Source organism: Amnibacterium flavum (assembly GCF_003097495.1).
Taxonomy (GTDB): Bacteria; Actinomycetota; Actinomycetes; order Actinomycetales; family Microbacteriaceae; genus Naasia; species Naasia flava.
The window spans coordinates 60369-82932 of the sequence record NZ_QEOP01000002.1; the positions used below are offsets into that span (position 1 = coordinate 60369).

Genomic DNA, 22564 nt, shown 5'->3' on the forward strand with positions numbered 1-22564 from the left:
ATGCTCAACCAATCTCCCGTCGGAGTGGTTCTCCTCTCCCAGGATCTGACCGCGTCGAAGGCCTTCTACGCCGGCCAGCTCGGTCTCGAGGTGCTCGAGGAGAGCGAGGAGGCCATTGCCTACGCATCCGGGCAGACGCGCCTGACCGTCACCGCCAGCACCACCGGCTCGAAGGACGAGCAGACCAAGGCGGCCTGGCGGGTCTCCGATCTCCGAGCCGAACTCGACGAACTCGCGAAGGCGGGCGTGACGCCCGAGGAGTACGACACCGACGACATCACCACCGTCGACGGCATCGCCGATCGCGGCACGGTCTGGGCGTCGTGGATCCTCGACCCCGACGGCAACGCACTCGGCATCGAGCAGCCCAAATGATCTGCGCCATCGCGAATCTCACCTCCCTCACTGAGGAGATGGAACACCGTGCCCGCTGATCAGTACGCCTACGGAGACCCGACAACCCGGTACCCCGTCATCTCCCCGCCCGTCCAGCAGCAGCCCGAGCCGGGAATCCAGTCGGATATGACGCCGGTCCCCGACCTCGGCGAGGACTCCTACCGGGGGACCGGCCGGCTGACCGGACGCAAGGCGCTCATCACGGGCGCGGACTCGGGCATCGGTGCCGCGGTCGCCATCGCGTTCGCGCGCGAGGGCGCCGACGTCGCCCTGTCCTACCTGCCCGAGGAGCAGTCCGATGCCGACCACGTGATCGAGCAGATCGAAGCCGCGGGTCGCACCGCGGTGGCGGTGCCCGGCGACATCACCGATGCCGAGCACTGCCGTGCGCTGGTGGATGCGGCGGTGGAGGGCCTCGGCGGTCTCGACGCCATCGTGAACGTGGCAGGCAAGCAGGTCTGGCAGCAGAGTATCGAGGACATCTCCGACGAGCAGTTCGAGGCCACGTTCAAGACGAATGTGTTCGCGCCGTTCTGGATCATCAAGGCGGCGCTGCCGCATCTGAAGCCCGGCTCGACCATCGTCAACACCGCGTCGCTCGAGGCTTACGTCCCGGCTCCCGATCGACTCGACTACGCCTCCACGAAGGGGGCGATCAACAACTTCTCGAAGGGTCTCGCGCAGCAGCTGATCTCGAAGGGCATCCGCGTCAACATCGTCGCCCCGGGCCCGACCTGGTCGGTGCTGCAGGTGACAGCGGGCGTCGATCCCGAGACCCTCCCCGAGTTCGGCAAGAGCGAGTCGCCCATCGGACGGGCCGGCCAGCCCGCCGAGCTGGCGCCCGCCTACGTGTTCCTCACCTCGGCGGAGTCGAGCTTCGTCGCCGGTGAGACGCTCAACGTGAACGGCGGCATGCTCACGCCCTGACCGCGGAGACGCGAACTGCCCGCTTCGGGCAGTGTTGAGAGCTCAACACTGCCCGAAACGGGCAGTTCGTCGCACTGACTACTGGGTGATGGCGCCCGCGGAGCCGCCCTTGAGCAGAGCGAGGCGCGCCTCGACCTCGGTCGTCTCACCGATGTCCTCGAGGCTCTCGAACTGGGCGTCGAGGCTCGATGCTGCAAGCTCCTGCTGGCCCAGGACCTTGGCCTCCTCGCGACGGATCTTGTCCTCGAAGCGGCTCACCTCGCTCGTCGGGTCCATCAGATCGATGCTCTTGAGCGCGTCGTGCACCTGTGACTGAGCCTGCGCCGTCTTCTGCCGCGCCACCAGCTCATTGCGCTTTGCCGTCAGCTCGTTGAGCTTCTCGCGCATCTTCTCGAGCCCTGACTTCAGCTTGTCGACGACCTCGGTCTGCGCGGCGATCGTCGGCTCCGCGCCCTTCGCCTCGTTCTCGGACTGCAGCTGACGGGTCAGGGCCACGCGGGCGAGTGCGTCGAACTTGTCGGCGTCGGCAGCGTTGCCGCCCGCACGCAGCTCGTCGGCCTTCCTGCTCGCGGCGAGCGCCTTCTGGCCCCACTCCTGCGCGTTCTGGACGTCCTCGCGGTGGTCCTCCTCGATGAGCCGGAGGTTGCCGATCGTCTGCGCGATGGCGTTCTCGGCATCGGCGATGCTGTTCGAGTAGTCGCGGACCAGCTGGTCGAGCATGAGCTGGGGGTCCTCGGCCTGATCGATGAGCGAGTTGATGTTCGCGCGCGCGAGCTGGGCGATGCGGCCGAAGATCGATTGCTTGGTCATGATTCCTGCGCCTTCTGTGTCGGATGGGTGTTCTGCGGGTGGTTCGGGAGGTGATCGTCGTCTCGGGGCGGGGGAGTCGTCAGCGTGGACGGCGTCGCGGGAGAGAGGCAGGGTGAGAGGTCAGAATCTGCCCCCTCCGCCGCGTCGGCCGCCGCCCGATCCGCCGAAGCCGCGGCTTCCGCCGCCGAACGAGCCGCCGCCTCCTCGACGTCCGCCACCGACGCCGAAACCACCGCCGCCGAAACCACCGCCGAATCCGCCGGAGGAGCGTCCGCCGCCGCCGAAGCCGCCGAATCCGCCGGAGGAGCGTCCGCCGCCGAGCATGCCGCCGATGATGCCGCCGAGGATCGCACCGGTGAGGTCGGAGCCGCCCGAGCCGCCGGAGGTGCCTCCGCCCCGGTAACCGCCGCCGCCCCTGCTGTCGTCGTCCCAGAAGCCCCCGACGTCGCTTCGCGCGAAGTTGAGCGCGCTCACCGCGAGCGAACTCGCGGCGTTCGCGTCGGCCAGTGCGGCCTCGGGATCGCGCTCGGCGAGAGCCTGCGCCTGATCGAGGTGCCGTCGCGCCTCGGACAGACGGGATCGCGCCCCGTCGCCGACCCCGCCTCGCCGCGTGGTGATGTAGGCGTCGGCGGAGTCGATCTGGCTGCGGGCACCTGCGATCGAGCGTTCGAGAGTCGCCCTCGCACGCCGCACCCGCTCCTCCCGCTCCCGGGCGGGCGCGAGGGCGGTGTCGAGTCGCTGTTCGGTGCTCGCGAGAGTGGTCAGCGCGGCGATCGGGTCCTTGCTGCGGGGACCTCCGGGCTCCACCTCGGTGAGCAGGCGTTCGGCCTCCGAGGTCATCGTCGCCAGATCGGCGGTCGCCACGGCGCGCAGTTCGGCGGGGAGAGCTCTCGCCTCCTCGACATCGGAGCGCAGTTCCGTCGCCGCCTGACCGATGCGGGCCGCCGCATCGTCGAGGGCGGGACCGGCAGCATCGATGGCGTCGAGGAGGGTGCCCGCCTGGCCGACCGCCTGCTGAGCGCCGCGGACGGCGACGGCGGCGTCGGCTCCGCGCCCGGCATCGATCGCCGCACGCGCCGTCGTGCCCTGCTCCCGCGCGAAGCCGAGCAGCTTGCGCGCCTGATCGAGGTTTCCCGTGACGCTCGCCAGGGCGTCGTCCGAGTACCGCGCACGCAGGCTTTCGAGGGTGTGCGCACCCTGCTCGAGTCGGGCGTCGAGAGCCTCCTTCTGAGGCGTGAGCGCCTGGAGTGCGGCGGGGGCTGTTCGGCTCAGTTCACGGAGTTCGTCGAAGGCGTCGGCCTGGGCGTCGAGTTCGGCATCGGCCGCCTCGCACAGCTCGATGATGCGTCTCGTCCACTCGTCGCGCTGCTCGGGGGAGTCGGGCACCGTGTCGTCCAGTTGCTGCCGCAGGCGGAACGCGTCCCGGATCTTGGCCTGCGCCGAGTCGAGGGTGGTGCGGAAGGAGCCGACCTGAGCCTCCCCGAACTCGGCCAGGGCGAAGCCCAGTTCCTGCTCGCTGGTCTTCAGAGCATCGTCGAGCTCGACGAGCAGCGATCCGGCTCGCAGCTCGAGAGCCTTGCGCTGCTCCTCGCTGGTGCGACGGCGAGCGCGGATGTTGCGCCCGCGGACGATGACGATCACCAGCACGATGACGACGATGAGTCCGCCGAAGATCAGCAGGGTCGGCACGAAGTTGAATCCGCCCGCCGCCGAGCCGGACGAATCCGACCCGGAGCCCGATCCCTCGATGGGGGAGCCCAGCGCGTCGGCGAGCCCGCCGGCGGCACCGACGGCAGCAGCGGCCCAGTCATCTCGGCCCAGAGCCGGCACGATGTCCTCGCTCTGGATGTCGTCGAGCTGGCTGTCGGTGACATCGACCGAACCATCGACGTCGAAGCGGTACTCGCGGTCGTCGACGGCGACGATCATCAGGGCGTTGCCGGTTCCGAGACCGTTCTGCTCGACGACCTCTCCCGCCCAGTCGCTGAGCGAGGCGGGGTCGGTCGGGGTGTCGATGAACGCGACGAGGAGGGTCACCCCGGTGCTCTGCTGCAGCTCGTCGATCGCCGACTGCACTTCGGCCCGGTCGCTGCCGAGCGCTCCGACCGTGTCGACGATGTCGGTGCCCGCGAAGTCGACCGGGGCCTCCGCCCATGCCGGCGAGGCCGTGCCGCCGAGGAGTGCGCCGGCCAACAGAGCGAGTGCACCCGCGCCGACGGCGACGAGTCGGGAAACCCTTCGATGGGCGCGCTGAGGAACCTGCACACAGCCACCGTATCGAGGGTGGCCATGAGTCGCATGAGCGTCAGCAGGGAGCGACGCCTATCACGCCGTCAACTCCCGGTGTAGGGGGCGACCTTCACGACCTCGACGGTGATCTCGCGGCCGTTGGGTGCGGTGTAGCTCGTGGTCGAGCCGACGGCCGCGCCGAGGATGGCCTGCCCGAGCGGGCTCTGCTCGCTGTAGACGTCGAGGTCGCTGTCGCCGGCGATCTCGCGGTTGCCGACGAGGAACACGCTCTCGTCGCCGGCGATGACCGCGGTGACGACGGTTCCGAGCGCAACCACGTCGCTCGCGGTGGGCTGTCCCACCTCGGCGTTGCGGAGCAGGACGGTCAGCTGGCGGATGCGGGCCTCGATCTTGCCCTGCTCCTCCTTGGCGGCGTGGTAGCCGCCGTTCTCCTTGAGGTCGCCCTCTTCGCGAGCGGTCTCGATTTTCTTCGCGATGTCGAGACGGCCCTCGCCGGACAGGTGCTCGAGTTCGGCCGTCAGGCGGTCGAAGGCCTCCTGGGTCAACCAGGTGCTCTGCATCTCCTGAGACATGGGCTGCTCCTTAGCTAGCTGGACGGGCGCGAACGGAGCCTGCCCGTGACGTACGACTTCCGGACGACGCTCTCGGCGGGGGAACGCCGAGGAAGGGTCATCGTGGCGATGAACGGCGTGCTCCGTCGAGCGGGACGCCTGGCGAATATCCCAGGTTACGGGAGCCAGCAGCGGTAGATCAACCCGGTGTCGGGCTGCATGGTGGTGCGGACCGTCTCGGCGAACGCCCTCGTCCGTTCGTCGGACGGGGGGATGTCGACGACCTTCCAGCCGATGATCTCGTACTCCGCATTGAGAGCCTGGACCGCGCATCGGACCGGGGTGCCGGGATCGACGGTCAGCTCGAACCGCGCCGTCGCCGTGTCCTGTCCGGTGTAGTAGCCGGTATCGCGCACCTCCAGGGAGGGACCTGTGCCGTCGAGCCCGGCCCAGACGACCCAGGCGGCGAACACGACGGCCACCGCCACCGCGGCGATCCAGGCGATGGTCCGGTTGCGGAGGCGCGACCTTCGGGTACGGCCGTAGCGGGCGTCGAGGTCGGACGGCGCTCCGGGGTGTCTCACGGTCGTCCCGCTCATATCCCTCGCACCTCCCTCTGCAGTCGCGGCTCTATCCTGGACCCAACGCTACCGATCTGCGCTGTGCGCGGAGACAAGGACCCTGCGACCGGTGCTTCATGCCGCGCTCTACCTCGCCGCTCTGGCGCCGACCCCGTCGCCGACGCCCGAACTCGACGAGAACCTCATCACCCCGGGCCCGATCGGGTTCCTCTTCATCTTCCTCATCGCGGTCGCCGCGGTGCTCCTCATCGTCGACATGACCCGCCGGGTCCGCCGAGTCCGCTACCGTGCCGAGGTGCGCGAGGAGATCGAGCGCGAGCAGGCCGCGAAGTCAGGCGACGACACCCCGCGCTGACCCGCGATCAGGCGTTGTACGCCGGGGCAAGCACGATGATGAGCGTCGCCGTCCAGTGGCAGGCGAAGGCGAGCACCGTGCAGGTGTGGAAGATCTCGTGGAAGCCGAACCGCCCGGGGAACGGGTTGGGCCGCTTCAACGCGTAGACGATCGCGCCGCCCGTGTAGAGCAGCCCGCCGACGACGATGAGGACCATCATCGTCACGCTCACGGCGAGGAGGTCGCCGAGGTACATGACGGCCGCCCAGCCGAGGGCCACGTAGATGGGCGTGTAGAGCCACCGCGGTGCGTCGACCCAGAAGACTCGGAAGCCGATCCCGAGGAGGGCGCCTCCCCAGACCAGCCAGAGCAGCAGGATGCCCTTGTCGGGCGGCAGCGCGAGGAGGGCGAGCGGGGTGTACGTCCCCGCGATGAGCAGGAAGATGTTGGCGTGGTCGATCCGCTTGAGGATCCGCTTCATGCGCGGCTTCCAGTCGAACCGGTGGTACAGAGCCGAGTTGCCGAACAGCAGGAGCGACGTGGCGAGGAAGATGCCGCTCGCCGTCTTGGCGACAGCACCGTGGGCGACGGTGATGAGCACGATTCCGGACACCAGCGCGAGCGGGAAGGTTCCCGCGTGGATCCAGCCCCGCCAGGTCGGTCGCACCTCCGCGGGGTGCTCGATCGCGTCGTCGAGCAGCGGGATGTTGGGCAGATCGGGGCCCGGATCGGCGTGGTCCTCGTGCGCCGGATCCGCGATCTCAGCACGTTCGATCGCGTCGGCGGAACGCCGTGATCCATCGTCGGGAGTGCTCACGTCGGCCACATTACGGCAGGCCGCGCGAGGGCGGTCTGACAGTTCCGGTCGAGTTGAAGGACTAACGTGTGAGCGTGCTCTCCGGCGGCAAGCGCGTTCGGCGCAACCCGATCTACGCGTTCTACCAACGCGGTCTTCGGCGCAGCCTCACCGCCGAATCGCTGCCGAAGCACGTCGGCATGATCTTCGACGGCAACCGTCGCTGGGCACGTCAGCTCGGCCTCGAGACCGCCGCGCACGGACACCGGGCCGGAGCGGCGAAGATCCGGGAGTTCCTGATCTGGTGCGACGAGCTCGGCATCGAGGTCGTCACCCTCTACCTGCTGTCGACCGACAACCTGTCCGGCAGGGAATCCTCCGAGCTGTCGGCGCTGATCGAGATCATCGCCGAGCTCGCCGACGACCTGTCGCGCTTCCGCAACTGGCGGATCATGCACGTCGGATCGAACGACGGGCTCCCCGAGGGGCTCGTGCAGGCGCTCGACGCGGCGCAGACCCGCACCGCGGGCAACACCGGTCTGCACGTGAACCTCGCGGTCGGGTACGGCGGTCGGCACGAGATCGCGGACGCCATGCGCAGCATCGTCGCGTCCCACCATCTGCAGGGCGGAACCATCGAGGATCTCGCCGCGGTGCTCACTCCCGAGCTGATCTCCGAGCATCTCTACACGGTGGGTCAGCCCGACCCCGACCTCGTCATCCGCACATCGGGGGAGCAGCGGATGTCCGACTTCCTGCTCTGGCAGAGCGCGCACAGCGAGCTCTACTTCGTCGAGGCGCTCGGGCCCGATCTCCGAGAGGTCGACTTCCTCCGCGCCCTCCGCGACTACAGCAATCGCAACCGCCGCTACGGCACCTGACCGACGCGGCCGAGCGCGCTCGGGCGGCAGACCCTAGTGTTGGTCCTGCTATGGAACCGCTCGACTCTTTCATCTCCGGCTTCGTCGAGGAACCCGGGTTCCTGAACTACGCCTCGTTCGGCCCGATCTCCGAGGGTGTGGCCGCCGAGAGCGACGCCTGGACGGGCAGCGTCTCGCGCGCCCGCTTCGGCTCGATCGACGCTCTTCTGCAGCAGGAGACCCGCGCGCGTGAGGCGGTCGGCGAACTCCTCGGCTTCGACGCCGGGAACGTCGTCCTGCAGCCCAACACGAGCATGGGACTTATGCACGCGCTGTTCGGGCTCACCGGTCCGGTGCTCGTGTCGCCCGCCGACTTCCCGAGTCTCCCGTTCGCCGCGGTCCGCGCGGAGCAGGCCCTCGGCGCGACCGGACCCATCTGGCTCGAGACCGAGCACGGCACCGTGACGCCCGGCCAGATCCGCGACCAGATCACCTCGACCACCGCGGCCGTGGCCGTCAGCCTCGTCGACCCTCGCACCGGATACCTCGCCGACATCGAGGGCATCCGCCAGGTGATCGGCGACCGTCTCCTCATCGTCGACGCGATCCAGGGGGCCGGCGTGGTCGACGCTCCCTTCGAGGTCGCCGACGTCGTCGCGGGCGGCGGCCAGAAGTGGCTCCGCGCGGGCTGGGGTACCGGCTATCTCGCCCTGAGCGACCGTGCGGTCGAGCAGCTCACCCCGGTCGTGTCCGGATTCCCCGGCGCCACCGGTTACGACGACGAGATGGTCTGGGACGAGGTGCCCCTGCCGATCCGCGGAGCCGGCGCCTTCCGGGTGTCCAACCCCGACTGGATCGCCGCGGCCCGCCTCGCGACCGCCGCCGAGGACGTCGCGGAAGCGGGCGTCGCCGGGATCAGCGCTCAGGTCGCCGTGCAGGTCAGCCGCATCATCGACATCGCCGACGAATTCGCCGTCCCCGTCATCTCGCCGCGCAACGAGACCGAGCGGGCGGGCATCGTGGTCGTCGAACCGCCGACCGAGCAGCTGTCGGCTCTCACGGCATCGCTGTACAACCACGGCGTCTCGACCACGACCCGGCAGGGGCGGGTGCGCATCGCGGCCCACGCGGGCACGACAGTCGAGACTCTCGAGATGCTGCGCGCCGCATTCACCAGCTACGCGAGCACCGTCCGCATCTTCTGATCGGCTTCTCGTCGAGCCGAGCCCGCGCAGGCGGGTCCCGCGGCGCGCCGTGACGAAACTGTTAACCTCCCCGTAACCGGCGGACGTGTGTCCGGTCGTCTGGTGTCGCACGGGGGACGTAGCGTGTGCGCATCAGGTAGAGAACCTGATCGAGACGGCCACATAAGTACGTTTCGTTGACGTCCCACCGTGGCCGATTCGCTGATTCGAGCGAGAGCTTCTCTTGCTCGGGTGGGAGACACTCGTGGCTGCAGCTGCCCGTCCGACGTCCGGTACTCACACCTCGGCCCCCGCGCCGACGAGTCAGCAGACAGGGGAGAGGACCTACGTCCTCGATACCTCGGTCCTGCTCTCGGATCCCGGTGCCATCCATCGTTTCGCCGAACACGCCGTGGTGCTCCCGGTCATCGTGGTGACCGAGCTCGAGTCGAAGCGCAACGACCCCGAGATCGGCTACTTCGCGCGTCAAGCGCTGCGCAAACTCGACGACCTGCGGGTGGAGCACGAACGGCTCGACTTCCCCATCGCCATCGGCGACGGCGGCAGCATCCGTGTCGAGCTGAACCACTCCAACATGTCGGTGCTGCCGTCGGGCCTGCAGTTGGGCGACAACGACTCGCGCATCCTCGCCGTCGCGATGAACCTCAAGAACGACGGGCTCGACGTCGTCGTCGTCTCGAAAGACCTTCCGATGCGCGTCAAGGCCGCGTCCATCGGCCTCGCCGCCGAGGAGTACCGCGCGGAGCTCGCCGTCGACTCCGGGTACACGGGCATCGCCGAGGTCTCGCTGAGCGGCGCCGCGGTCAACGACCTGTACGACAACGAGCGCATCCGGGCGTCCGAAGTCGAGGGTCTGCCGGTCAACACCGGCCTTGTCATCTCGTCGGAGCGCGGCTCGGCGCTCGGGCGCGTGACCGGCAAGGGGCAGCTGCGCCTGGTGCGCGGTGACCGCGAGCTGTTCGGGCTGCACGGTCGCTCGGCCGAGCAGCGGCTCGCGATCGACATGCTGCTCGATCAGGAGATCGGGATCGTCTCGCTCGGCGGGCGCGCCGGCACCGGCAAGTCGGCGCTCGCCCTGTGCGCGGCCCTCGAGTCGGTGCTCGAGAAGCAGCAGCACCGCAAGATCATGGTGTTCCGGCCGTTGTACGCGGTCGGCGGTCAGGAGCTCGGCTTCCTCCCCGGCGACGCGAACGAGAAGATGACCCCCTGGGGTCAGGCGGTGTTCGACACGCTCGGCGCACTCGTCTCGCAGAACGTGCTCGACGAGGTGGTGGAGCGGGGGATCCTCGAGGTGCTGCCGCTCACTCACATCCGCGGTCGTTCGCTGCACGACGCCTTCGTGATCGTGGATGAGGCTCAGTCCCTGGAGCGCAACGTGCTCCTCACGGTCCTGTCGCGCATCGGCCAGAACTCGCGGGTGGTGCTGACCCACGATGTGGCGCAGCGCGACAACCTCCGGGTCGGTCGCCATGACGGTGTCGCGAGTGTCATCGAGACGCTCAAGGGTCACCCGCTGTTCGGTCACATCACGCTGACCCGCTCCGAGCGCTCCGCGATCGCCGCCCTGGTCACCGAGATGCTGGAGTCGAACGAACTGATGTAGCGGAGCGAGGGGCGGCCACAGGGCCGCCCCTCACTCGGCGGGAATGCGGCGCGAGTTCATGGCCGCGACTCATCCCGCGTTCAGTCCGATCGCGCATCCTGAGTGGATGCGTAGTCGCCATCCCCAGCCCGATCCCGTGCGCCCTGGACAGGAGTCCGTCTGGGACTACCCACGTCCGCCCCGGGTCGAGGCGTCGTCCGAGGGGATCGAGATCACCTTGGGTGGTCAGGTCGTCGCCCGGACGAACCGGGCGCTTCGGGTGCTCGAGACCAGCCACCCGCCGGTGTACTACGTGCCGGCCGACGACTTCGTGCCGGGCTCGCTGCGCCCGGCCCCCGGCGCATCCTGGTGCGAGTACAAAGGCGAGGCCGGATACCTCGACGTGGTCGCGGGTGACACCGTCGCCGCGGGCGCCGGATGGACGTATCCCGACCCGAGCCGCGGCTTCGAGCAGCTGCGGGGAATGATCGCCGTCTACCCCGGCCGCATGGGCCGCGTCACGGTAGCCGGCGAAACCGTCAGGCCCCAGGCGGGCGGTTTCTATGGCGGTTGGATCACCGATCGGGTCGTCGGACCCTTCAAGGGCGAACCGGGCACGATGGGCTGGTAGCCGCTGGCGTGCGACCTGGCGCGCAGCCGAGATCGCGGGTGCGGCTCAGCCGGGGCGGGTCATGGAGAGGACGTCGAGGGTCTTGTCCAGCTGCTCCTCGGTGACCTCACCGCGCTCCACGTAGCCCAGGGCGATGACGGCCTCGCGGACGGTCTGCTTGTTCGCCACGGCGTGCTTCGCGACCTTGGCGGCGGCTTCGTAGCCGATGACCTTGTTGAGCGGCGTCACGATCGACGGGGACGATTCGGCGAGTGCGCGAGCGTGCTCGGCGTTGAGGACCAGTCCGTCGACGGTCTTGTCGGCCAGGAGGCGCGACGCGCTCGACAGCAGACGGATCGACTCGAGCAGCGCCGTGCCCATGACGGGGATCGCGACGTTCAGCTCGAAGAGACCCGAAGCACCCGACCACGCGATCGTCGCGTCGTTGCCGATGACCCGGGCCCCGACCATGAGGACGGCCTCGGGGATGACGGGGTTGACCTTGCCGGGCATGATCGACGACCCCGGCTGGAGGTCGGGGATGTGCAGCTCACCCAGGCCGGTGTTCGGACCGGAGCCCATCCAGCGGATGTCGTTGCAGATCTTGGTGAGGCTCACGGCGAGTACGCGCAGCGCACCGGATGCCTCGACGAGACCGTCGCGGGCGCCTTGAGCTTCGAAGTGGTCGGCCGCCTCCGTGATGGGCAGGCCGGTCTCGTCGGCGAGTAGGGCGATCACGCGCTCCGAGAACCCGGCGGGTGTGTTGATTCCGGTGCCCGTGGCGGTGCCGCCCAGCGGTACCTCGGCCACCCGCGGGATGGTCGACTGGATGCGCTCGATACCGAGGCGGATCTGCCGCGCGTAGCCGCCGAACTCCTGCCCGAAGGTGACGGGAGTGGCGTCCATGAGGTGGGTGCGACCCGACTTCACCGCGGTCGACCACTCGGCTGACTTCTTCTCGAGGGACTCGGCGAGGTGCTCGAGCGACGGGACGAGGTCGCGCAGCAGGGCATCGGTCACGGCGATGTGGACCGATGTGGGGAACACGTCGTTCGACGACTGCGACGCGTTGACGTGGTCGTTCGGGTGGACCGTCGACCCGAGCCCGGAGGTGGCGAGAGTTCCGAGCACCTCGTTCATGTTCATGTTCGACGACGTGCCGCTGCCGGTCTGGTAGACGTCGATGGGGAACTCGTCGAAGTACTCGCCGGCGATCACCTTGTCGGCCGCCGCGACGATCGCCTGGGCCTTGTCGGCCGGGAGGACGCCGAGCTCGGCGTTCGCCATGGCCGCGGCACGCTTGATGCGAGCGAGCGCCACGATCTGCGCGTCCTCGAGGCGGTCGCCCGAGATGGGGAAGTTCTCGACCGCCCGTTGAGTCTGCGCGGCGTAGAGCGCACGCGCGGGAACGCGGACCTCGCCCATCGTGTCGTGCTCGATGCGGTACTCGCTGTCCACCACGGCGTGGCCTTTCTTTGTGAGACTGACTTCTGGAGTCGGGGCTATTCGATGTCGCCGAGCGCGACGTCGGGCGTGACCCGGCCGTCGGCCAGGTGATAGTCGGCGCCGACGATGGCAAGGCTACCGGCCGCGACCGCGTCGGAGATCAGCTCGGACTGCGTCAGGAGCGCCGCGACGGTGTCGCGGAGATGGGCTCGCCCGACGGCGTCGGCATCGATCGTGTGCAGGTCGACGGTGCCGTCGTCGGAAGTCGCGCCGACGGCCCGGACGGCGGGAACGATGTGGGAGACGAGCCTGCCGATGTGGGCGGGCAGCTCGGGCGCGTCGGGGCCCTGCGAGTCGATGGCGGCGCGCACGGCGCCGCAGGCGTCGTGCCGCAGGACGACGATCAGCGGCACCTCGAGCACCGCGACCGCGTATTCGAGCGAGCCGATGACGGAGTCGGAGATGACCTGACCCGCGTTGCGGACGACGAAGAGGTCGCCGAGGCCCTTGTCGAAGATGATCTCGGCGGCGAGGCGCGAGTCGCTGCAGCCGAACAGGGCGGCCATCGGGGTCTGCTGATTCGCGATCTCGGCCCGGCGCTCGACGTCCTGCCGGGGATGGGCCGGGACGCCGCGGACGAAACGCTCGTTGCCTCGCGCCATCTGGGTCCAGGCGTCGGCGGGAGTGGGATGTGCGCTCATTCTGTCGCTCCGATCTGGGTGGTGATCGCCGCGGCGAGCGTCTCTGCATCGGTCTGGTCGGCGGTGCCGTAGACCAGGAAGAACGTGTCGTCGACCGTCGTCGCGAGCGAGTACTCGAGGTTTCCGCGATCGTTCGCCTCGCGGTAGTCGTACACGGTCCATTCGAGGCCGTCGATGTCGGTCGTGCCCGTTGCGTTCGAGCCCTTGAGCTCGGTGGACAGCCAGCTGGGGTTGGCCTTCAGGCCCTGCTTCATGCCGACGAAGTCGTTCGACGGCGTGACGAAGCCGATGTACCAGGTGATCACGCCATCGGTGGCTCCTGTTCGGAGCTCGGCGGCGTTGGACACCCAGTCGGCGGGGACGTCGGGGACGATGATCGTCGCCTCGAGGCTCGGCTGGGCGTCGGCGGCGATGGCCCGGTAGTCGACGGGCGGCACGATCGACGTGTCGCTGCGCGGCACGATCAGCACGATGAGGGCGACGAGGCCGAGACACGCGATGAGCGCGTAGAGCAGGTTGCGCGTGGTCTGCCGATCGCGGTGATTGCGGCTGTTCTGCGCCTTGCGCGCGGCGGTTTCCTCGGGGGTCTCGGGTCTTCCGAGCTCGGCGACGACCGCGGGCGGCTTCTCCCGGCTCATGGGCGGTCGCCCCCGTCGGCGGCGGCACGAGCTGCGTCGAGGCGTGCGCGAGCACCGATGAGCCACTCCTCGCAGCGCCGCGCGAGTGCCTCGCCGCGTTCCCAGAGTTCGAGCGAGCGCTCGAGGGTCTCGGCGCCCTGCTCGAGTTCGCCGACGACGTGGACGAGCTCGTCGCGGGCCTGCTCGTAGCTCAGTTCGCTGATGGGAACCGGGGGAGTGGCGGGCATGGCCTCCATCTTATTTGCCGCTGCTGACAGCGGCGTCGGGCGCCGGCGCGACGGGCAGGGGTCCCTCGCTCGTCGCGCCGATGGAGCCGTCGGCCACGCGGATGTGCAGGGCGCCGCCCGCGGGCGCCTCCGTGGTGCTGCGGACGACAGATCCGTCGGCGCTCTGCACGACGGCGTATCCACGGGCGAGCGTGCTCTGCGGCGAGAGAGCGGTGAGGCGGCCGTGCAGTTCGCGGGTGCGGTCCCTCGCGCGTTCGATGACCCGGTCGGCGAGCTCGGTGCCCCGCGCCACCCACCGGGTGAGCTCGTCGGCGCGGACATCGACGATCCAGGTCGACCGGGCGAGCGCCGGTCGGGATCGGAGCCCGGCGATGCGGTCGACCTCGATCGACACGGTGTGGGTCACCCGGCTGCGGATGCGCGCCCGCGCCTGCTCGACGCGGGCGAGCTCCTCGGACACGTCCGGGATCACCCGCTTGGCCGCGTCGGTAGGCGTCGATGCGCGCAGGTCGGCGACGTCGTCGAGCAGCGGGCGGTCGGCCTCGTGCCCGATCGCGCTGACGATCGGTGTGGTCGCGGCCGCCGCAGCGCGCACGACGACCTCGTCGCTGAACGGAAGCAGGTTCTGGAAGTCGCCCCCGCCGCGCGCGACGATGATGACATCGACCTGCGGGTCGGCGTCGAGCACCCCGATCGCCCGCGCGATGTCGCGGGCCGCCCGGTCGCCCTGCACCATCGCGTGGACAACGCGGAACTCGACCGCGGGCCAGCGCAGGTGGGCGTTGCGGAGCACGTCCTTCTCCGCGTCGGAGTCCTTGCCCGTGATCAGCCCGACGACCGAGGGGAGGAACGGGAGTCGGCGTTTGCGCTCGAGCGCGAACAGCCCCTCAGCCGCGAGGGACGCCCGGAGCCGCTCGAGCCGTTCGAGCAGGTCGCCGAGGCCCACATGCCGCATCTCGAACACCTGCATCGTCAGCGACCCGGCCTTCAGCCAGTAGTTCGGCTTGACGAGGGCGATGACGCGGTCGCCCTGCTTGAGGTCGGAGGGGATGCGCGCCTTCACCGACGACCAGATGGTGAAGCCGATCGTGATGTCGGCGTCGGGGTCCTTGAGCTTGCCGTAGACGTTGCCGCCCGACACTCCCCATTGGGTGATCTCGCCCTCGACCCACGCGGTGCCGAGACGATCGAGGTAGCCCTTGATCTTGTTCGACAGCACGCCGACGGGCCACGGCGCCTCGGCGGTGGAGGGGGCGTCGGTCATGGCACTGCTCTCCGAACTCTTCATCGATCGCGGTCGGCGGATGCGCACGGCGCGACGCGTCCAGGCTCGCGCGCTGCCCAGCGCCTACAATCGTCGGGTGAGCAGCGTCAATATCGGACTCGGGATGCCGCGCGTCACCGCGCCCCGTCCGTCGAGTCCTGGCGTGCGGAACAGGCTAGTCGACACCCCCGTCAACGGGACGAAGCGGGTGCTCCTCGCTGCACCGCGCGGATACTGCGCCGGTGTCGACCGCGCCGTCATCGCCGTCGAGAAGGCACTCGAGCACTACGGCTCGCCCGTTTACGTCCGCAAGCAGATCGTCCACAACATCCACGTGGTGACCGAGCTCGAGAAGAAGGGCGCCATCTTCGTCGACGAGGTCGACGAAGTGCCCGAGGGCGCGCACATCGTGTTCAGCGCCCACGGGGTTTCGCCCGCCGTCGTCCAGGGGGCCGCCGATCGCGGTCTCCTCGCCATCGACGCGACCTGCCCGCTCGTCACCAAGGTCCACCGCGAGGCCGTCCGGTTCGCCAAGGGCGACTACGAGATCCTCCTCGTCGGCCACGAGGGCCACGAAGAGGTGGAAGGCACCGCGGGCGAGGCGCCCGACCACGTCACCCTCGTCGGCTCGCCCGATGCCGTCGACACGATCACGGTCAAGAATCCCGACAAGGTCGTCTGGCTCTCGCAGACCACGCTGTCGGTCGACGAGACCATGGAGACCGTCCGTCGACTCCGCGAGCGGTTCCCGAACCTTCAGGATCCGCCGAGCGACGACATCTGCTACGCCACCCAGAACCGTCAGGTGGCCATCAAGAAGGTGGCGCGCGACGCCGATCTCGTGATCGTCGTCGGCTCCGCGAACTCCTCGAACTCGGTCCGGCTCGTCGAGGTCGCCCTCGAGTACGGCGCCAAGGCCGCCTACCGTGTCGACTACGCGAGCGAGGTCCGCCAGGAGTGGCTCGACGGCGTCGAGACCGTCGGCGTCACCAGCGGGGCCTCGGTTCCCGAGGAGCTCGTGCAGGAGCTGCTCGACGAGCTCGCCCACGCCGGCTACGGCGATGTCGAGCAGGTCAAGACGGCCGAGGAGGACCTGATCTTCTCGCTTCCCAAGGAGCTGCGGAAGGACATCAGCGGCAAGCAGGACGAGCGCGCTCTCGGCGGTCGCCGCACGGAGACCGCATGAGCGACCGCCCGACGTCCGGTCCCGCCCCTCGATGGGGCGAGTACGCGCCGGTGCCCGAGCAGCCGCCCGTTCCCCCTATCGCCGAGAAGCAGGCCGCCCCGGCCGAACGCGACTTCACGCAGTTCGCACCGCCGCCAGCCGATGCGAAGCCCGGTGCGCCCGCCGAGACTGACGCCGCCAAGGGCCCCAAGCCTGTGCGGTTGTGGGATCGCTCGCTGACGTTCGGTCTGATCGCGCTCGCCGTGCTGAACGTGCTGTTCTCGATCCCGTCGAACCTCGATCTCGCCAGCACCCTCGACGCGTTCATCCGAACGGCCGGTTTCGGTGCCTACACATCCGATTCGCTGGCGACGGGAATTGGCATCGCCAACAACGTCATCAACGTGTCGCTGCTCATTCTCGCTGTGCTGCTCTCGACCGCGAGCCTGCGCGCCGGTCGACTCACGTTCTGGATCCCGCTCACCATCGGCGCGGTCGCCACGATCGCCGTCGGCGTCCTCGTCGCTGTGGCGATGCTGAGCGATCCCGCCTTCGTGGCCTATCTCGATCAGCAGCGCTCCGCGGGAGCGACGCCCGCACCCTGATCGCCGGCGTTCGCGCTGAGACGGCGGGGCTGACGACCGAGGCCGACCACCCTCGCGGGCGGCCGGCCTCGGTTCCGTCGGATGGGACTCAGCTCTGCGAGTGACCGAAGGAGCCGAGCTCCTTGGTCGCCTCGGTGACGCGTGCGGCCATCGCCGTCTCGGCGAGCTTGCCCCAGCTGCGGGGGTCGTACACCTTCTTGTTGCCGACCTCGCCGTCGACCTTGAGCACGCCGTCGTAGTTGCGGAACATGGTGTCGGCGATCGAGCGGGTGAACGCGTACTGGGTGTCGGTGTCGATGTTCATCTTCACCACTCCGTTGGCGACGGCGGTCGCGATCTCCTCCTGAGTGGAGCCCGATCCGCCGTGGAAGACCAGGTCGAGCGGCTTGGGTCCGTTGCCGTACTTCTCGGCCAGTCCCGCCTGGATCTCGCCGAGCAGCTCGGGACGGAGGCGCACGTTGCCGGGCTTGTAGACGCCGTGCACGTTGCCGAAGGTGAGGGCGGCCATGTAGCGGCCCTTCTCGCCCCAGCCCAGCGCCTCGACGGTCTTGATCGCGTCGTCGAGGGTCGTGTAGAGGTGCTCGTTGATCTCGTGGCTGACGCCGTCCTCCTCGCCGCCGACGACGCCGATCTCGACCTCGAGGATCGCTCCGATCGCCTTGGTACGAGCGATCATGTCCTGCGCGATGTCGAGGTTCTCATCGAGTGGCACCGCCGAGCCGTCCCACATGTGGGACTGGAAGATGGGGTTGCGGCCGGCCTTGACCTCGTCCGCCGATGCGGCAATGAGGGGGAGCACGAAGCCCTCCAGCGCGTCCTTGGGGCAGTGGTCGGTGTGCAGAGCGACGGTGACGGGGTAGTTCTTGGCGACCTCGGTCGCGAACTTCGCGAATGCGAGCGCACCAGCGGCACGGTTCTTGACCGTCTGGCCGGCGAAGTAGTCGGCGCCGCCGGTGGTGACCTGGATGATGCCGTCGGAGCCGGCCTCGGTGAGCCCCTGCAGCACGGCGTTGATGGTCTGCGAGGACGACACGTTGATGGCGGGGTAGGCGAAGCCGCCGCTCTTGGCGCGGTCGAGCATCTCGGCGTACTGATCGGGTGTGGCGATGGGCATTGCAGATCTCCTGAGCGCTTCGTTGGCCGTTTCAGGCCGAGTCTACTGAGCGTGTCTCGGCGACACGGAGCAGGGTGTCGAGCACGTGCCGAACCTGCCGTCGAGGCGTCCAGGGCGTGGCGATAGGCTCGGAGTCACGGCGACCGACGATGGTTGCACCCGGCTGGAGGACGCAGATGGCCCACCACGACACGCTCGTCTACTCGCAGCCCGACCGGAACCTGGCCATGGAGCTGGTCCGGGCCACCGAGGCGGCGGCCATCCGCGCGGTGCCGTTCATCGGCCGCGGCGACAAGAACGCGGCCGACAAAGCCGCGGTCGACGCGATGCGCAAGTTCCTCGGAACCGTCAACTTCGACGGGGTCATCGTCATCGGCGAAGGCGAGAAGGACAAGGCGCCGATGCTCTACAACGGCGAGCATGTCGGCAACGGGCGAGGCCCCTCGTGCGACATCGCCGTGGATCCGATCGACGGAACGTCCCTCACCGCCGCCGGCCGGCAGAACGCCATCTCGATGATCGCCGTCTCCGACCGTGGGTCGATGCTCGACGCCTCCACCGTCTTCTACATGGACAAGATCGTCTGCGGCGCCGAGGGCATCGGGGTCGTCGACATCCGCAAGCCCATCGGCGAGAACATCCGGGCGCTCGCCAAGGCGAAGGGCAAAGACGTGCACGACATCGTCGTCGCCGTTCTCGACCGCCCCCGGCACGCACAGCTCATCGAGGACATCCGCGCCGCGGGCGCCGGCACGAGGCTGCTCCTCGACGGCGATGTCGCCGGCGGCATCAACGCCGCCCGCTACGAGACCCGCCTCGACCTCTGCGTCGGCATCGGCGGCAGCCCCGAGGGTGTGGCAACCGCCTGCGCCATCAAGGCCATGGGCGGGCTCATCCAAGGGGTGCTCGCCCCGAAGGACGACGCCGAGCGCCAGCGCGGCATCGACGCCGGGCTCAAGATGGATTACGTCTACAGCAACGACGAACTCGTCAAAGGCGAGAACACCTTCTTCGTCGCCACCGGTGTCACCGACGGCCAGCTCGTCGACGGAGTCCGCCGCAAAGGCCCCATCATCCGTACCGAGTCGATCGTGCTGCGCTCACGCTCCGGCACCGTCCGGCGTGTGATCGCCGACCATCTCGCCGAGAAGTGGCTCGGCGATATCGACGACGTCGAGGCCTGACACCCGCGTCTGCACGGATCAGGTTGCGTTGCACCGATCAGGACGGATCGTCGATCCGGTCCTGATCCGTGCCGAAATCGTCCTGATCCGCGCCGATGTCCTGATCCGTGCAGGTCAGGCGGTCTTGCTGTCGCGCGCGACGCCCGGGAGCACAGCGCCGAGGTCGATGAGCTCGGGCTGGTGCGGCGCGACGGCGTCGAGCTCGTGCTCGACGGTCGTCAACTCGAACGCGGTGAGCTCGCGCGGCGCCTCCTCGATGCCGTCAAGCGTCGGAAGGACCTTCGACTCGTCGAGCGCGTTGAGCTTGCGTGCCGAGGGCAGCACCTGGCGCTCGAGCGAGCCGACGAACGAGTTGTAGGCCTTGACGCTGCTCTCGATGGAGCGGCCCATCTTCGCGACGTGGTTGCCCATGGTCGCCAGGCGCGAGTACAGCTCGCGGCTGAGGTCGAACAACTGCTTGGCCTCCTGCGTGACGACGTCCTGCTGCCAGCTGAACGCAACGGTCTTGAGCACCGACCAGAGGGTGACCGGCGAGGAGAGCGCGACGCGGCGGCTGAACGCGAACTCCATGATCGACGGGTCGGCCTCAAGTGCCGAGGAGACGAGCGACTCGCTGGGGATGAAGGCGATGACCATCTCGGGGCTGGCGTCGAGGCCGTCCCAGTAGGTCTTGCTGCCGAGGGCCGTGATGTGGTCGCGGACCGCCTTCACATGCGCCTTCATCAGCACGGCCTTGCGGGCGAGCTCGGCCTCGGAGGCGTCGGCGCCGATGGCGGCGGCCTCGAGGTAGGAGTTGAACGGCACCTTCGCATCGACGGCGATGTTCTTGCCGCCGGGCAGGTGGACGACCATGTCGGGGCGGCCGTGGCCGGAGTCGGAGGTGATGCTCGCCTGCACGTCGAAGTCGACGCGGTGGAGGAGGCCGGCGGACTCGACGACGCTGCGGAGCTGCGTCTCGCCCCAGACCCCGCGCGTGCTGTTCGAGCGGAGGGCGGAGGCGAGGGACTCGGCCGTGCTGCGCAGACGCTCCTCGGACTCGGCGGCGGTGCGCAGCTGCTGCGCGAGCTCGCCGTGCTGCAGGGAGCGCTGGGTCTCGATCTCGTGGACCTTGGCCTGCATCGTGCGCAGGGATTCCTGGACGGGGGTGAGCGCCTGAAGCACCTGGCTCTCGGCCAGGTCGCGCTGCTTCTGGGCGTTGGCCTCGGCCTGATGGCGTGCGACGAGTTCGCGGTAGCGCTGCTCGCGGCTGACCACCTCGCCCTGCAGGCCCTCGAGACGCGCGGTGAGACCGGAGATCTCGGACTGGAGTCGGCTGTGCACGCCGGCGGCTTCCATCGCCTCCGTGCTGCGCCGCTCGAGGTGGCTCGCCTCGAGCGCGGCCCTGGCCGCGGCCTCGTCAGCACGGAGCGCCATGATCTCGGCCTGGTGACGGGCCTCGACCAGCTGCGGGTCTTCGCCGGCTTCGACGATAGGCGTCGCACGCTTCGCGAGCAGCCAGCCGACCAGACCGCCGAGGGCGATTCCGACGAGCAGGCTGATGATGAGAGTGACGACGATCTCCATGCAGGAAGTGTCTCCCGACCCTCCGACATCGGCGGGCGGGGCACGCCACCGCCCGCGAACCCCGCGCGAATAGAGTGTCGGCATGACTCTCATCGAGCATTGGATCGACGGTCGGGCCCACGCGAGCGCCAGCGGGCGTACGGGACGGGTGTTCGACCCGGCGAAGGGGGTCGTGCAGCACGAGGTCGTGCTCGCCGACCCGGCCGAGATCGAGGCGGCCGTCGCTGCCGCGTCGCGGGCCTATCCGGCCTGGCGCGACACCTCCATCGCCAAGCGTTCGCAGATCCTGTTCGCCTTCCGCGAGCTGCTCAACGCCCGCAAGGGCGAGCTCGCCGAGATCCTCACCTCGGAGCACGGAAAGGTCCTCTCCGACGCCGCCGGCGAGATCGCCCGAGGCCTCGAAGTCGTCGAGTTCGCCCTGTCGTTCCCGCACCTTCTGAAGGGCGAGTACTCCGAGAACGTGTCGACGGGGGTGGATGTCTACTCGCTGCGTCAGCCGCTCGGGGTGGTCGGCATCATCTCCCCGTTCAACTTCCCGGCCATGGTGCCGATGTGGTTCTTCCCGATCGCGCTCGCCGCGGGCAACACGGTCGTGCTGAAGCCGAGTGAGAAGGACCCGTCCGCGGCGAACTGGATGGCGTCCCTCCTCACCGAGGCGGGCCTGCCCGACGGCGTCTTCAATGTTCTGCACGGCGACAAGCTCGCGGTCGACGGCCTGCTCGAGCATCCCGACGTGAAGTCGATCTCCTTCGTCGGGTCGACTCCGATCGCGAAGTACATCTACGAGACCGCAGCCAGGAACGGCAAGCGGGTGCAGGCGCTGGGCGGTGCGAAGAACCACATGCTCGTCCTGCCCGACGCCGACCTCGACCTCGCGGCCGACGCTGCGATCAACGCCGGTTTCGGCTCTGCGGGGGAGCGCTGCATGGCGATCTCGGTCCTCGTGATCGTCGATGGGCCCCTGCCCGCCGGTTCCCGGGCGTCTCGCAGCGACGGGGCGGCCGAGCCGGTAGGGACCGTGGGGGATGCGCTGATCGCGAAGATCACCGAGCGGATGGCCACCCTGAAGGTCGGCGACGGCCGCCGCTCCTGCGACATGGGTCCGCTCATCACGGGCGAGCACCGCGACAAGGTCGCGTCCTACCTCGACCTCGCGGTCGAGGACGGAGCCGACCTCGTCGTGGACGGTCGCGGTGTGCAGCCCGATGGCGAGGCCGACGGATTCTGGCTTGGACCCACCCTCGTCGACAAGGTGCCGACCACGTCGCGCGTCTACACGGACGAGATCTTCGGTCCCGTCCTCTTGATCGTGCGCGTCGCCACCTACGCCGACGGGGTCGAGCTGATCAACTCGTCCGAGTTCGGCAACGGAACCGCGATCTTCACCAACGACGGGGGAGCCGCGCGCCGATTCCAGAACGAGGTCGAGGTGGGCATGATCGGCATCAACGTGCCCATCCCCGTCCCGGTCTCCTACTACTCGTTCGGCGGCTGGAAGAACTCGCTCTTCGGCGACACGAAGGCGTACGGCCCCGATGCGTTCCACTTCTTCACCCGCCAGAAGGCCGTCACCTCGCGCTGGCTCGACCCCAGCCACGGCGGCATCAACTTGGGCTTCCCCCAGAACTCCTGACGCTCGGTCCTCTCGCTCAGCAGGCGGAAGCGCCGTCAGCAGGCGGAATCCGTCCGATTCGACCTGCTGAGCGCATTTCCGCCTGCTGAGCGACAGGGCGGGACCTGACGTGGTCGGGCGAG

The 22564-nt window shown here is 69.0% G+C and carries 23 protein-coding genes; 11 read left to right on the forward strand and 12 right to left on the reverse strand.

The genetic code is table 11. The annotated features are described in order from the left end of the window. The gene (locus DDQ50_RS07865; RefSeq protein ID WP_116756224.1) at nucleotides 1-375 is read left to right on the forward strand and encodes a VOC family protein; all 375 of its coding nucleotides are present in this window, start codon (nucleotides 1-3) and stop codon (nucleotides 373-375) included. Nucleotides 376-423: 48 nt separating this feature from the next. Further along, nucleotides 424-1323, forward strand: coding sequence for an SDR family oxidoreductase (locus DDQ50_RS07870; protein ID WP_116756225.1), 900 nt, complete (start codon nucleotides 424-426; stop codon nucleotides 1321-1323). 78 nt (nucleotides 1324-1401) lie between these two features. Here the strand turns inward: DDQ50_RS07870 and DDQ50_RS07875 are convergent, their stop codons facing one another. From DDQ50_RS07875 to DDQ50_RS07890, 4 genes are all read right to left on the reverse strand, one after another. Further along, on the reverse strand, nucleotides 1402-2133 hold the full coding sequence (locus DDQ50_RS07875; protein WP_116756226.1) for a PspA/IM30 family protein: 732 nt from the start codon (nucleotides 2131-2133) through the stop codon (nucleotides 1402-1404). A 120-nt stretch (nucleotides 2134-2253) separates the two neighbouring features. Continuing rightward, nucleotides 2254-4398 (reverse strand): TPM domain-containing protein, encoded by a 2145-nt coding sequence (locus DDQ50_RS17600; RefSeq protein WP_116756227.1) that lies wholly within the window; start codon nucleotides 4396-4398, stop codon nucleotides 2254-2256. Between the two features lie 68 nt (nucleotides 4399-4466). Beyond that, nucleotides 4467-4955: a transcription elongation factor GreA gene (greA, locus tag DDQ50_RS07885; protein ID WP_116756228.1), complete on the reverse strand. Its 489-nt coding sequence runs from the start codon at nucleotides 4953-4955 to the stop codon at nucleotides 4467-4469. Nucleotides 4956-5110: 155 nt separating this feature from the next. Then, nucleotides 5111-5533, reverse strand: coding sequence for a DUF4307 domain-containing protein (locus tag DDQ50_RS07890; RefSeq protein WP_116756229.1), 423 nt, complete (start codon nucleotides 5531-5533; stop codon nucleotides 5111-5113). 91 nt (nucleotides 5534-5624) lie between these two features. On the opposite strand from DDQ50_RS07890, the gene DDQ50_RS07895 reads away from it, so the two are divergent. After that, the gene (locus DDQ50_RS07895; protein WP_240614301.1) at nucleotides 5625-5870 is read left to right on the forward strand and encodes a hypothetical protein; all 246 of its coding nucleotides are present in this window, start codon (nucleotides 5625-5627) and stop codon (nucleotides 5868-5870) included. A 7-nt stretch (nucleotides 5871-5877) separates the two neighbouring features. On the opposite strand, the gene trhA is transcribed toward DDQ50_RS07895, so the two are convergent. After that, nucleotides 5878-6564, reverse strand: a complete 687-nt coding sequence (trhA, locus tag DDQ50_RS07900; RefSeq protein ID WP_116757348.1) for a PAQR family membrane homeostasis protein TrhA — start codon at nucleotides 6562-6564, stop codon at nucleotides 5878-5880. A gap of 176 nt (nucleotides 6565-6740) precedes the next feature. On the opposite strand from trhA, the gene DDQ50_RS07905 reads away from it, so the two are divergent. From DDQ50_RS07905 to DDQ50_RS07920, 4 genes are all read left to right on the forward strand, one after another. Next, nucleotides 6741-7526 (forward strand): isoprenyl transferase, encoded by a 786-nt coding sequence (locus DDQ50_RS07905; protein ID WP_116757349.1) that lies wholly within the window; start codon nucleotides 6741-6743, stop codon nucleotides 7524-7526. A 50-nt stretch (nucleotides 7527-7576) separates the two neighbouring features. Beyond that, nucleotides 7577-8710 carry an aminotransferase class V-fold PLP-dependent enzyme gene (locus DDQ50_RS07910; RefSeq protein WP_116756231.1) on the forward strand — a complete coding sequence of 378 codons (1134 nt, stop codon included), beginning with the start codon at nucleotides 7577-7579 and terminating at the stop codon, nucleotides 8708-8710. A 244-nt stretch (nucleotides 8711-8954) separates the two neighbouring features. Next, nucleotides 8955-10313: a PhoH family protein gene (locus tag DDQ50_RS07915; RefSeq protein ID WP_116757350.1), complete on the forward strand. Its 1359-nt coding sequence runs from the start codon at nucleotides 8955-8957 to the stop codon at nucleotides 10311-10313. Between the two features lie 106 nt (nucleotides 10314-10419). Then, the gene (locus DDQ50_RS07920; protein WP_240614302.1) at nucleotides 10420-10923 is read left to right on the forward strand and encodes a DUF427 domain-containing protein; all 504 of its coding nucleotides are present in this window, start codon (nucleotides 10420-10422) and stop codon (nucleotides 10921-10923) included. A 45-nt stretch (nucleotides 10924-10968) separates the two neighbouring features. Here DDQ50_RS07920 and DDQ50_RS07925 read toward each other — a convergent pair whose 3' ends face one another. Genes DDQ50_RS07925 through xseA form a run of 5 tightly spaced genes read right to left on the reverse strand, consistent with a single transcriptional unit; the run spans nucleotide 10969 to nucleotide 15202 of the window. Then, nucleotides 10969-12363 carry a class II fumarate hydratase gene (locus DDQ50_RS07925; protein WP_116756233.1) on the reverse strand — a complete coding sequence of 465 codons (1395 nt, stop codon included), beginning with the start codon at nucleotides 12361-12363 and terminating at the stop codon, nucleotides 10969-10971. A 41-nt stretch (nucleotides 12364-12404) separates the two neighbouring features. After that, the gene (locus tag DDQ50_RS07930; RefSeq protein WP_116756234.1) at nucleotides 12405-13049 is read right to left on the reverse strand and encodes a carbonic anhydrase; all 645 of its coding nucleotides are present in this window, start codon (nucleotides 13047-13049) and stop codon (nucleotides 12405-12407) included. Continuing rightward, nucleotides 13046-13687: a DUF4245 domain-containing protein gene (locus DDQ50_RS07935; protein WP_116756235.1), complete on the reverse strand. Its 642-nt coding sequence runs from the start codon at nucleotides 13685-13687 to the stop codon at nucleotides 13046-13048. Before DDQ50_RS07935 ends, DDQ50_RS07930 begins: the two co-directional genes overlap by 4 nt. Beyond that, a complete protein-coding gene (locus DDQ50_RS07940; RefSeq protein ID WP_240614303.1) occupies nucleotides 13684-13914 on the reverse strand; it encodes an exodeoxyribonuclease VII small subunit in 231 nt (76 codons plus the stop codon). Before DDQ50_RS07940 ends, DDQ50_RS07935 begins: the two co-directional genes overlap by 4 nt. Before the next feature lie 10 nt (nucleotides 13915-13924). Continuing rightward, nucleotides 13925-15202, reverse strand: a complete 1278-nt coding sequence (gene xseA, locus DDQ50_RS07945) for an exodeoxyribonuclease VII large subunit (protein WP_116756237.1) — start codon at nucleotides 15200-15202, stop codon at nucleotides 13925-13927. A gap of 100 nt (nucleotides 15203-15302) precedes the next feature. Between xseA and DDQ50_RS07950 the strand changes: the two genes are divergently transcribed. Together DDQ50_RS07950 and DDQ50_RS07955 are read left to right on the forward strand one after the other, a co-directional pair. Next, nucleotides 15303-16364: a 4-hydroxy-3-methylbut-2-enyl diphosphate reductase gene (locus tag DDQ50_RS07950; protein ID WP_116757351.1), complete on the forward strand. Its 1062-nt coding sequence runs from the start codon at nucleotides 15303-15305 to the stop codon at nucleotides 16362-16364. After that, nucleotides 16361-16948, forward strand: a complete 588-nt coding sequence (locus DDQ50_RS07955; protein WP_116756238.1) for a DUF6264 family protein — start codon at nucleotides 16361-16363, stop codon at nucleotides 16946-16948. Before DDQ50_RS07950 ends, DDQ50_RS07955 begins: the two co-directional genes overlap by 4 nt. Before the next feature lie 88 nt (nucleotides 16949-17036). On the opposite strand, the gene fbaA is transcribed toward DDQ50_RS07955, so the two are convergent. Then, nucleotides 17037-18062, reverse strand: coding sequence for a class II fructose-bisphosphate aldolase (gene fbaA, locus DDQ50_RS07960; RefSeq protein WP_116756239.1), 1026 nt, complete (start codon nucleotides 18060-18062; stop codon nucleotides 17037-17039). Between the two features lie 176 nt (nucleotides 18063-18238). Here fbaA and glpX point away from each other — a divergent pair, with 176 nt between their 5' ends. Beyond that, nucleotides 18239-19246, forward strand: a complete 1008-nt coding sequence (glpX, locus tag DDQ50_RS07965) for a class II fructose-bisphosphatase (RefSeq protein ID WP_116756240.1) — start codon at nucleotides 18239-18241, stop codon at nucleotides 19244-19246. 114 nt (nucleotides 19247-19360) lie between these two features. Here glpX and DDQ50_RS07970 read toward each other — a convergent pair whose 3' ends face one another. Next, nucleotides 19361-20809 carry a DNA recombination protein RmuC gene (locus DDQ50_RS07970; protein ID WP_116756241.1) on the reverse strand — a complete coding sequence of 483 codons (1449 nt, stop codon included), beginning with the start codon at nucleotides 20807-20809 and terminating at the stop codon, nucleotides 19361-19363. Nucleotides 20810-20891: 82 nt separating this feature from the next. Between DDQ50_RS07970 and DDQ50_RS07975 the strand changes: the two genes are divergently transcribed. Continuing rightward, entirely contained in the window at nucleotides 20892-22442 is a 1551-nt protein-coding gene (locus DDQ50_RS07975) for a CoA-acylating methylmalonate-semialdehyde dehydrogenase (protein ID WP_116756242.1), read from the forward strand. Nucleotides 22443-22564: the final 122 nt, after the last annotated feature.

Coding starts and splice junctions, on each gene's coding strand:
- DDQ50_RS07865 (WP_116756224.1), top strand. CDS start 1: ATGCTCAACCAATCTCCCGTCGGAGTGGTTCTCCTCTCCCAGGATCTG.
- DDQ50_RS07875 (WP_116756226.1), bottom strand. CDS start 2,133: ATGACCAAGCAATCGATCTTCGGCCGCATCGCCCAGCTCGCGCGCGCG.
- greA (WP_116756228.1), bottom strand. CDS start 4,955: ATGTCTCAGGAGATGCAGAGCACCTGGTTGACCCAGGAGGCCTTCGAC.
- DDQ50_RS07890 (WP_116756229.1), bottom strand. CDS start 5,533: ATGAGCGGGACGACCGTGAGACACCCCGGAGCGCCGTCCGACCTCGAC.
- DDQ50_RS07910 (WP_116756231.1), top strand. CDS start 7,577: ATGGAACCGCTCGACTCTTTCATCTCCGGCTTCGTCGAGGAACCCGGG.
- DDQ50_RS07920 (WP_240614302.1), top strand. CDS start 10,420: ATGCGTAGTCGCCATCCCCAGCCCGATCCCGTGCGCCCTGGACAGGAG.
- DDQ50_RS07930 (WP_116756234.1), bottom strand. CDS start 13,049: ATGAGCGCACATCCCACTCCCGCCGACGCCTGGACCCAGATGGCGCGA.
- DDQ50_RS07935 (WP_116756235.1), bottom strand. CDS start 13,687: ATGAGCCGGGAGAAGCCGCCCGCGGTCGTCGCCGAGCTCGGAAGACCC.
- DDQ50_RS07940 (WP_240614303.1), bottom strand. CDS start 13,914: ATGCCCGCCACTCCCCCGGTTCCCATCAGCGAACTGAGCTACGAGCAG.
- xseA (WP_116756237.1), bottom strand. CDS start 15,202: ATGAAGAGTTCGGAGAGCAGTGCCATGACCGACGCCCCCTCCACCGCC.
- DDQ50_RS07950 (WP_116757351.1), top strand. CDS start 15,303: ATGCCGCGCGTCACCGCGCCCCGTCCGTCGAGTCCTGGCGTGCGGAAC.
- DDQ50_RS07955 (WP_116756238.1), top strand. CDS start 16,361: ATGAGCGACCGCCCGACGTCCGGTCCCGCCCCTCGATGGGGCGAGTAC.
- fbaA (WP_116756239.1), bottom strand. CDS start 18,062: ATGCCCATCGCCACACCCGATCAGTACGCCGAGATGCTCGACCGCGCC.
- glpX (WP_116756240.1), top strand. CDS start 18,239: ATGGCCCACCACGACACGCTCGTCTACTCGCAGCCCGACCGGAACCTG.
- DDQ50_RS07970 (WP_116756241.1), bottom strand. CDS start 20,809: ATGGAGATCGTCGTCACTCTCATCATCAGCCTGCTCGTCGGAATCGCC.
- DDQ50_RS07975 (WP_116756242.1), top strand. CDS start 20,892: ATGACTCTCATCGAGCATTGGATCGACGGTCGGGCCCACGCGAGCGCC.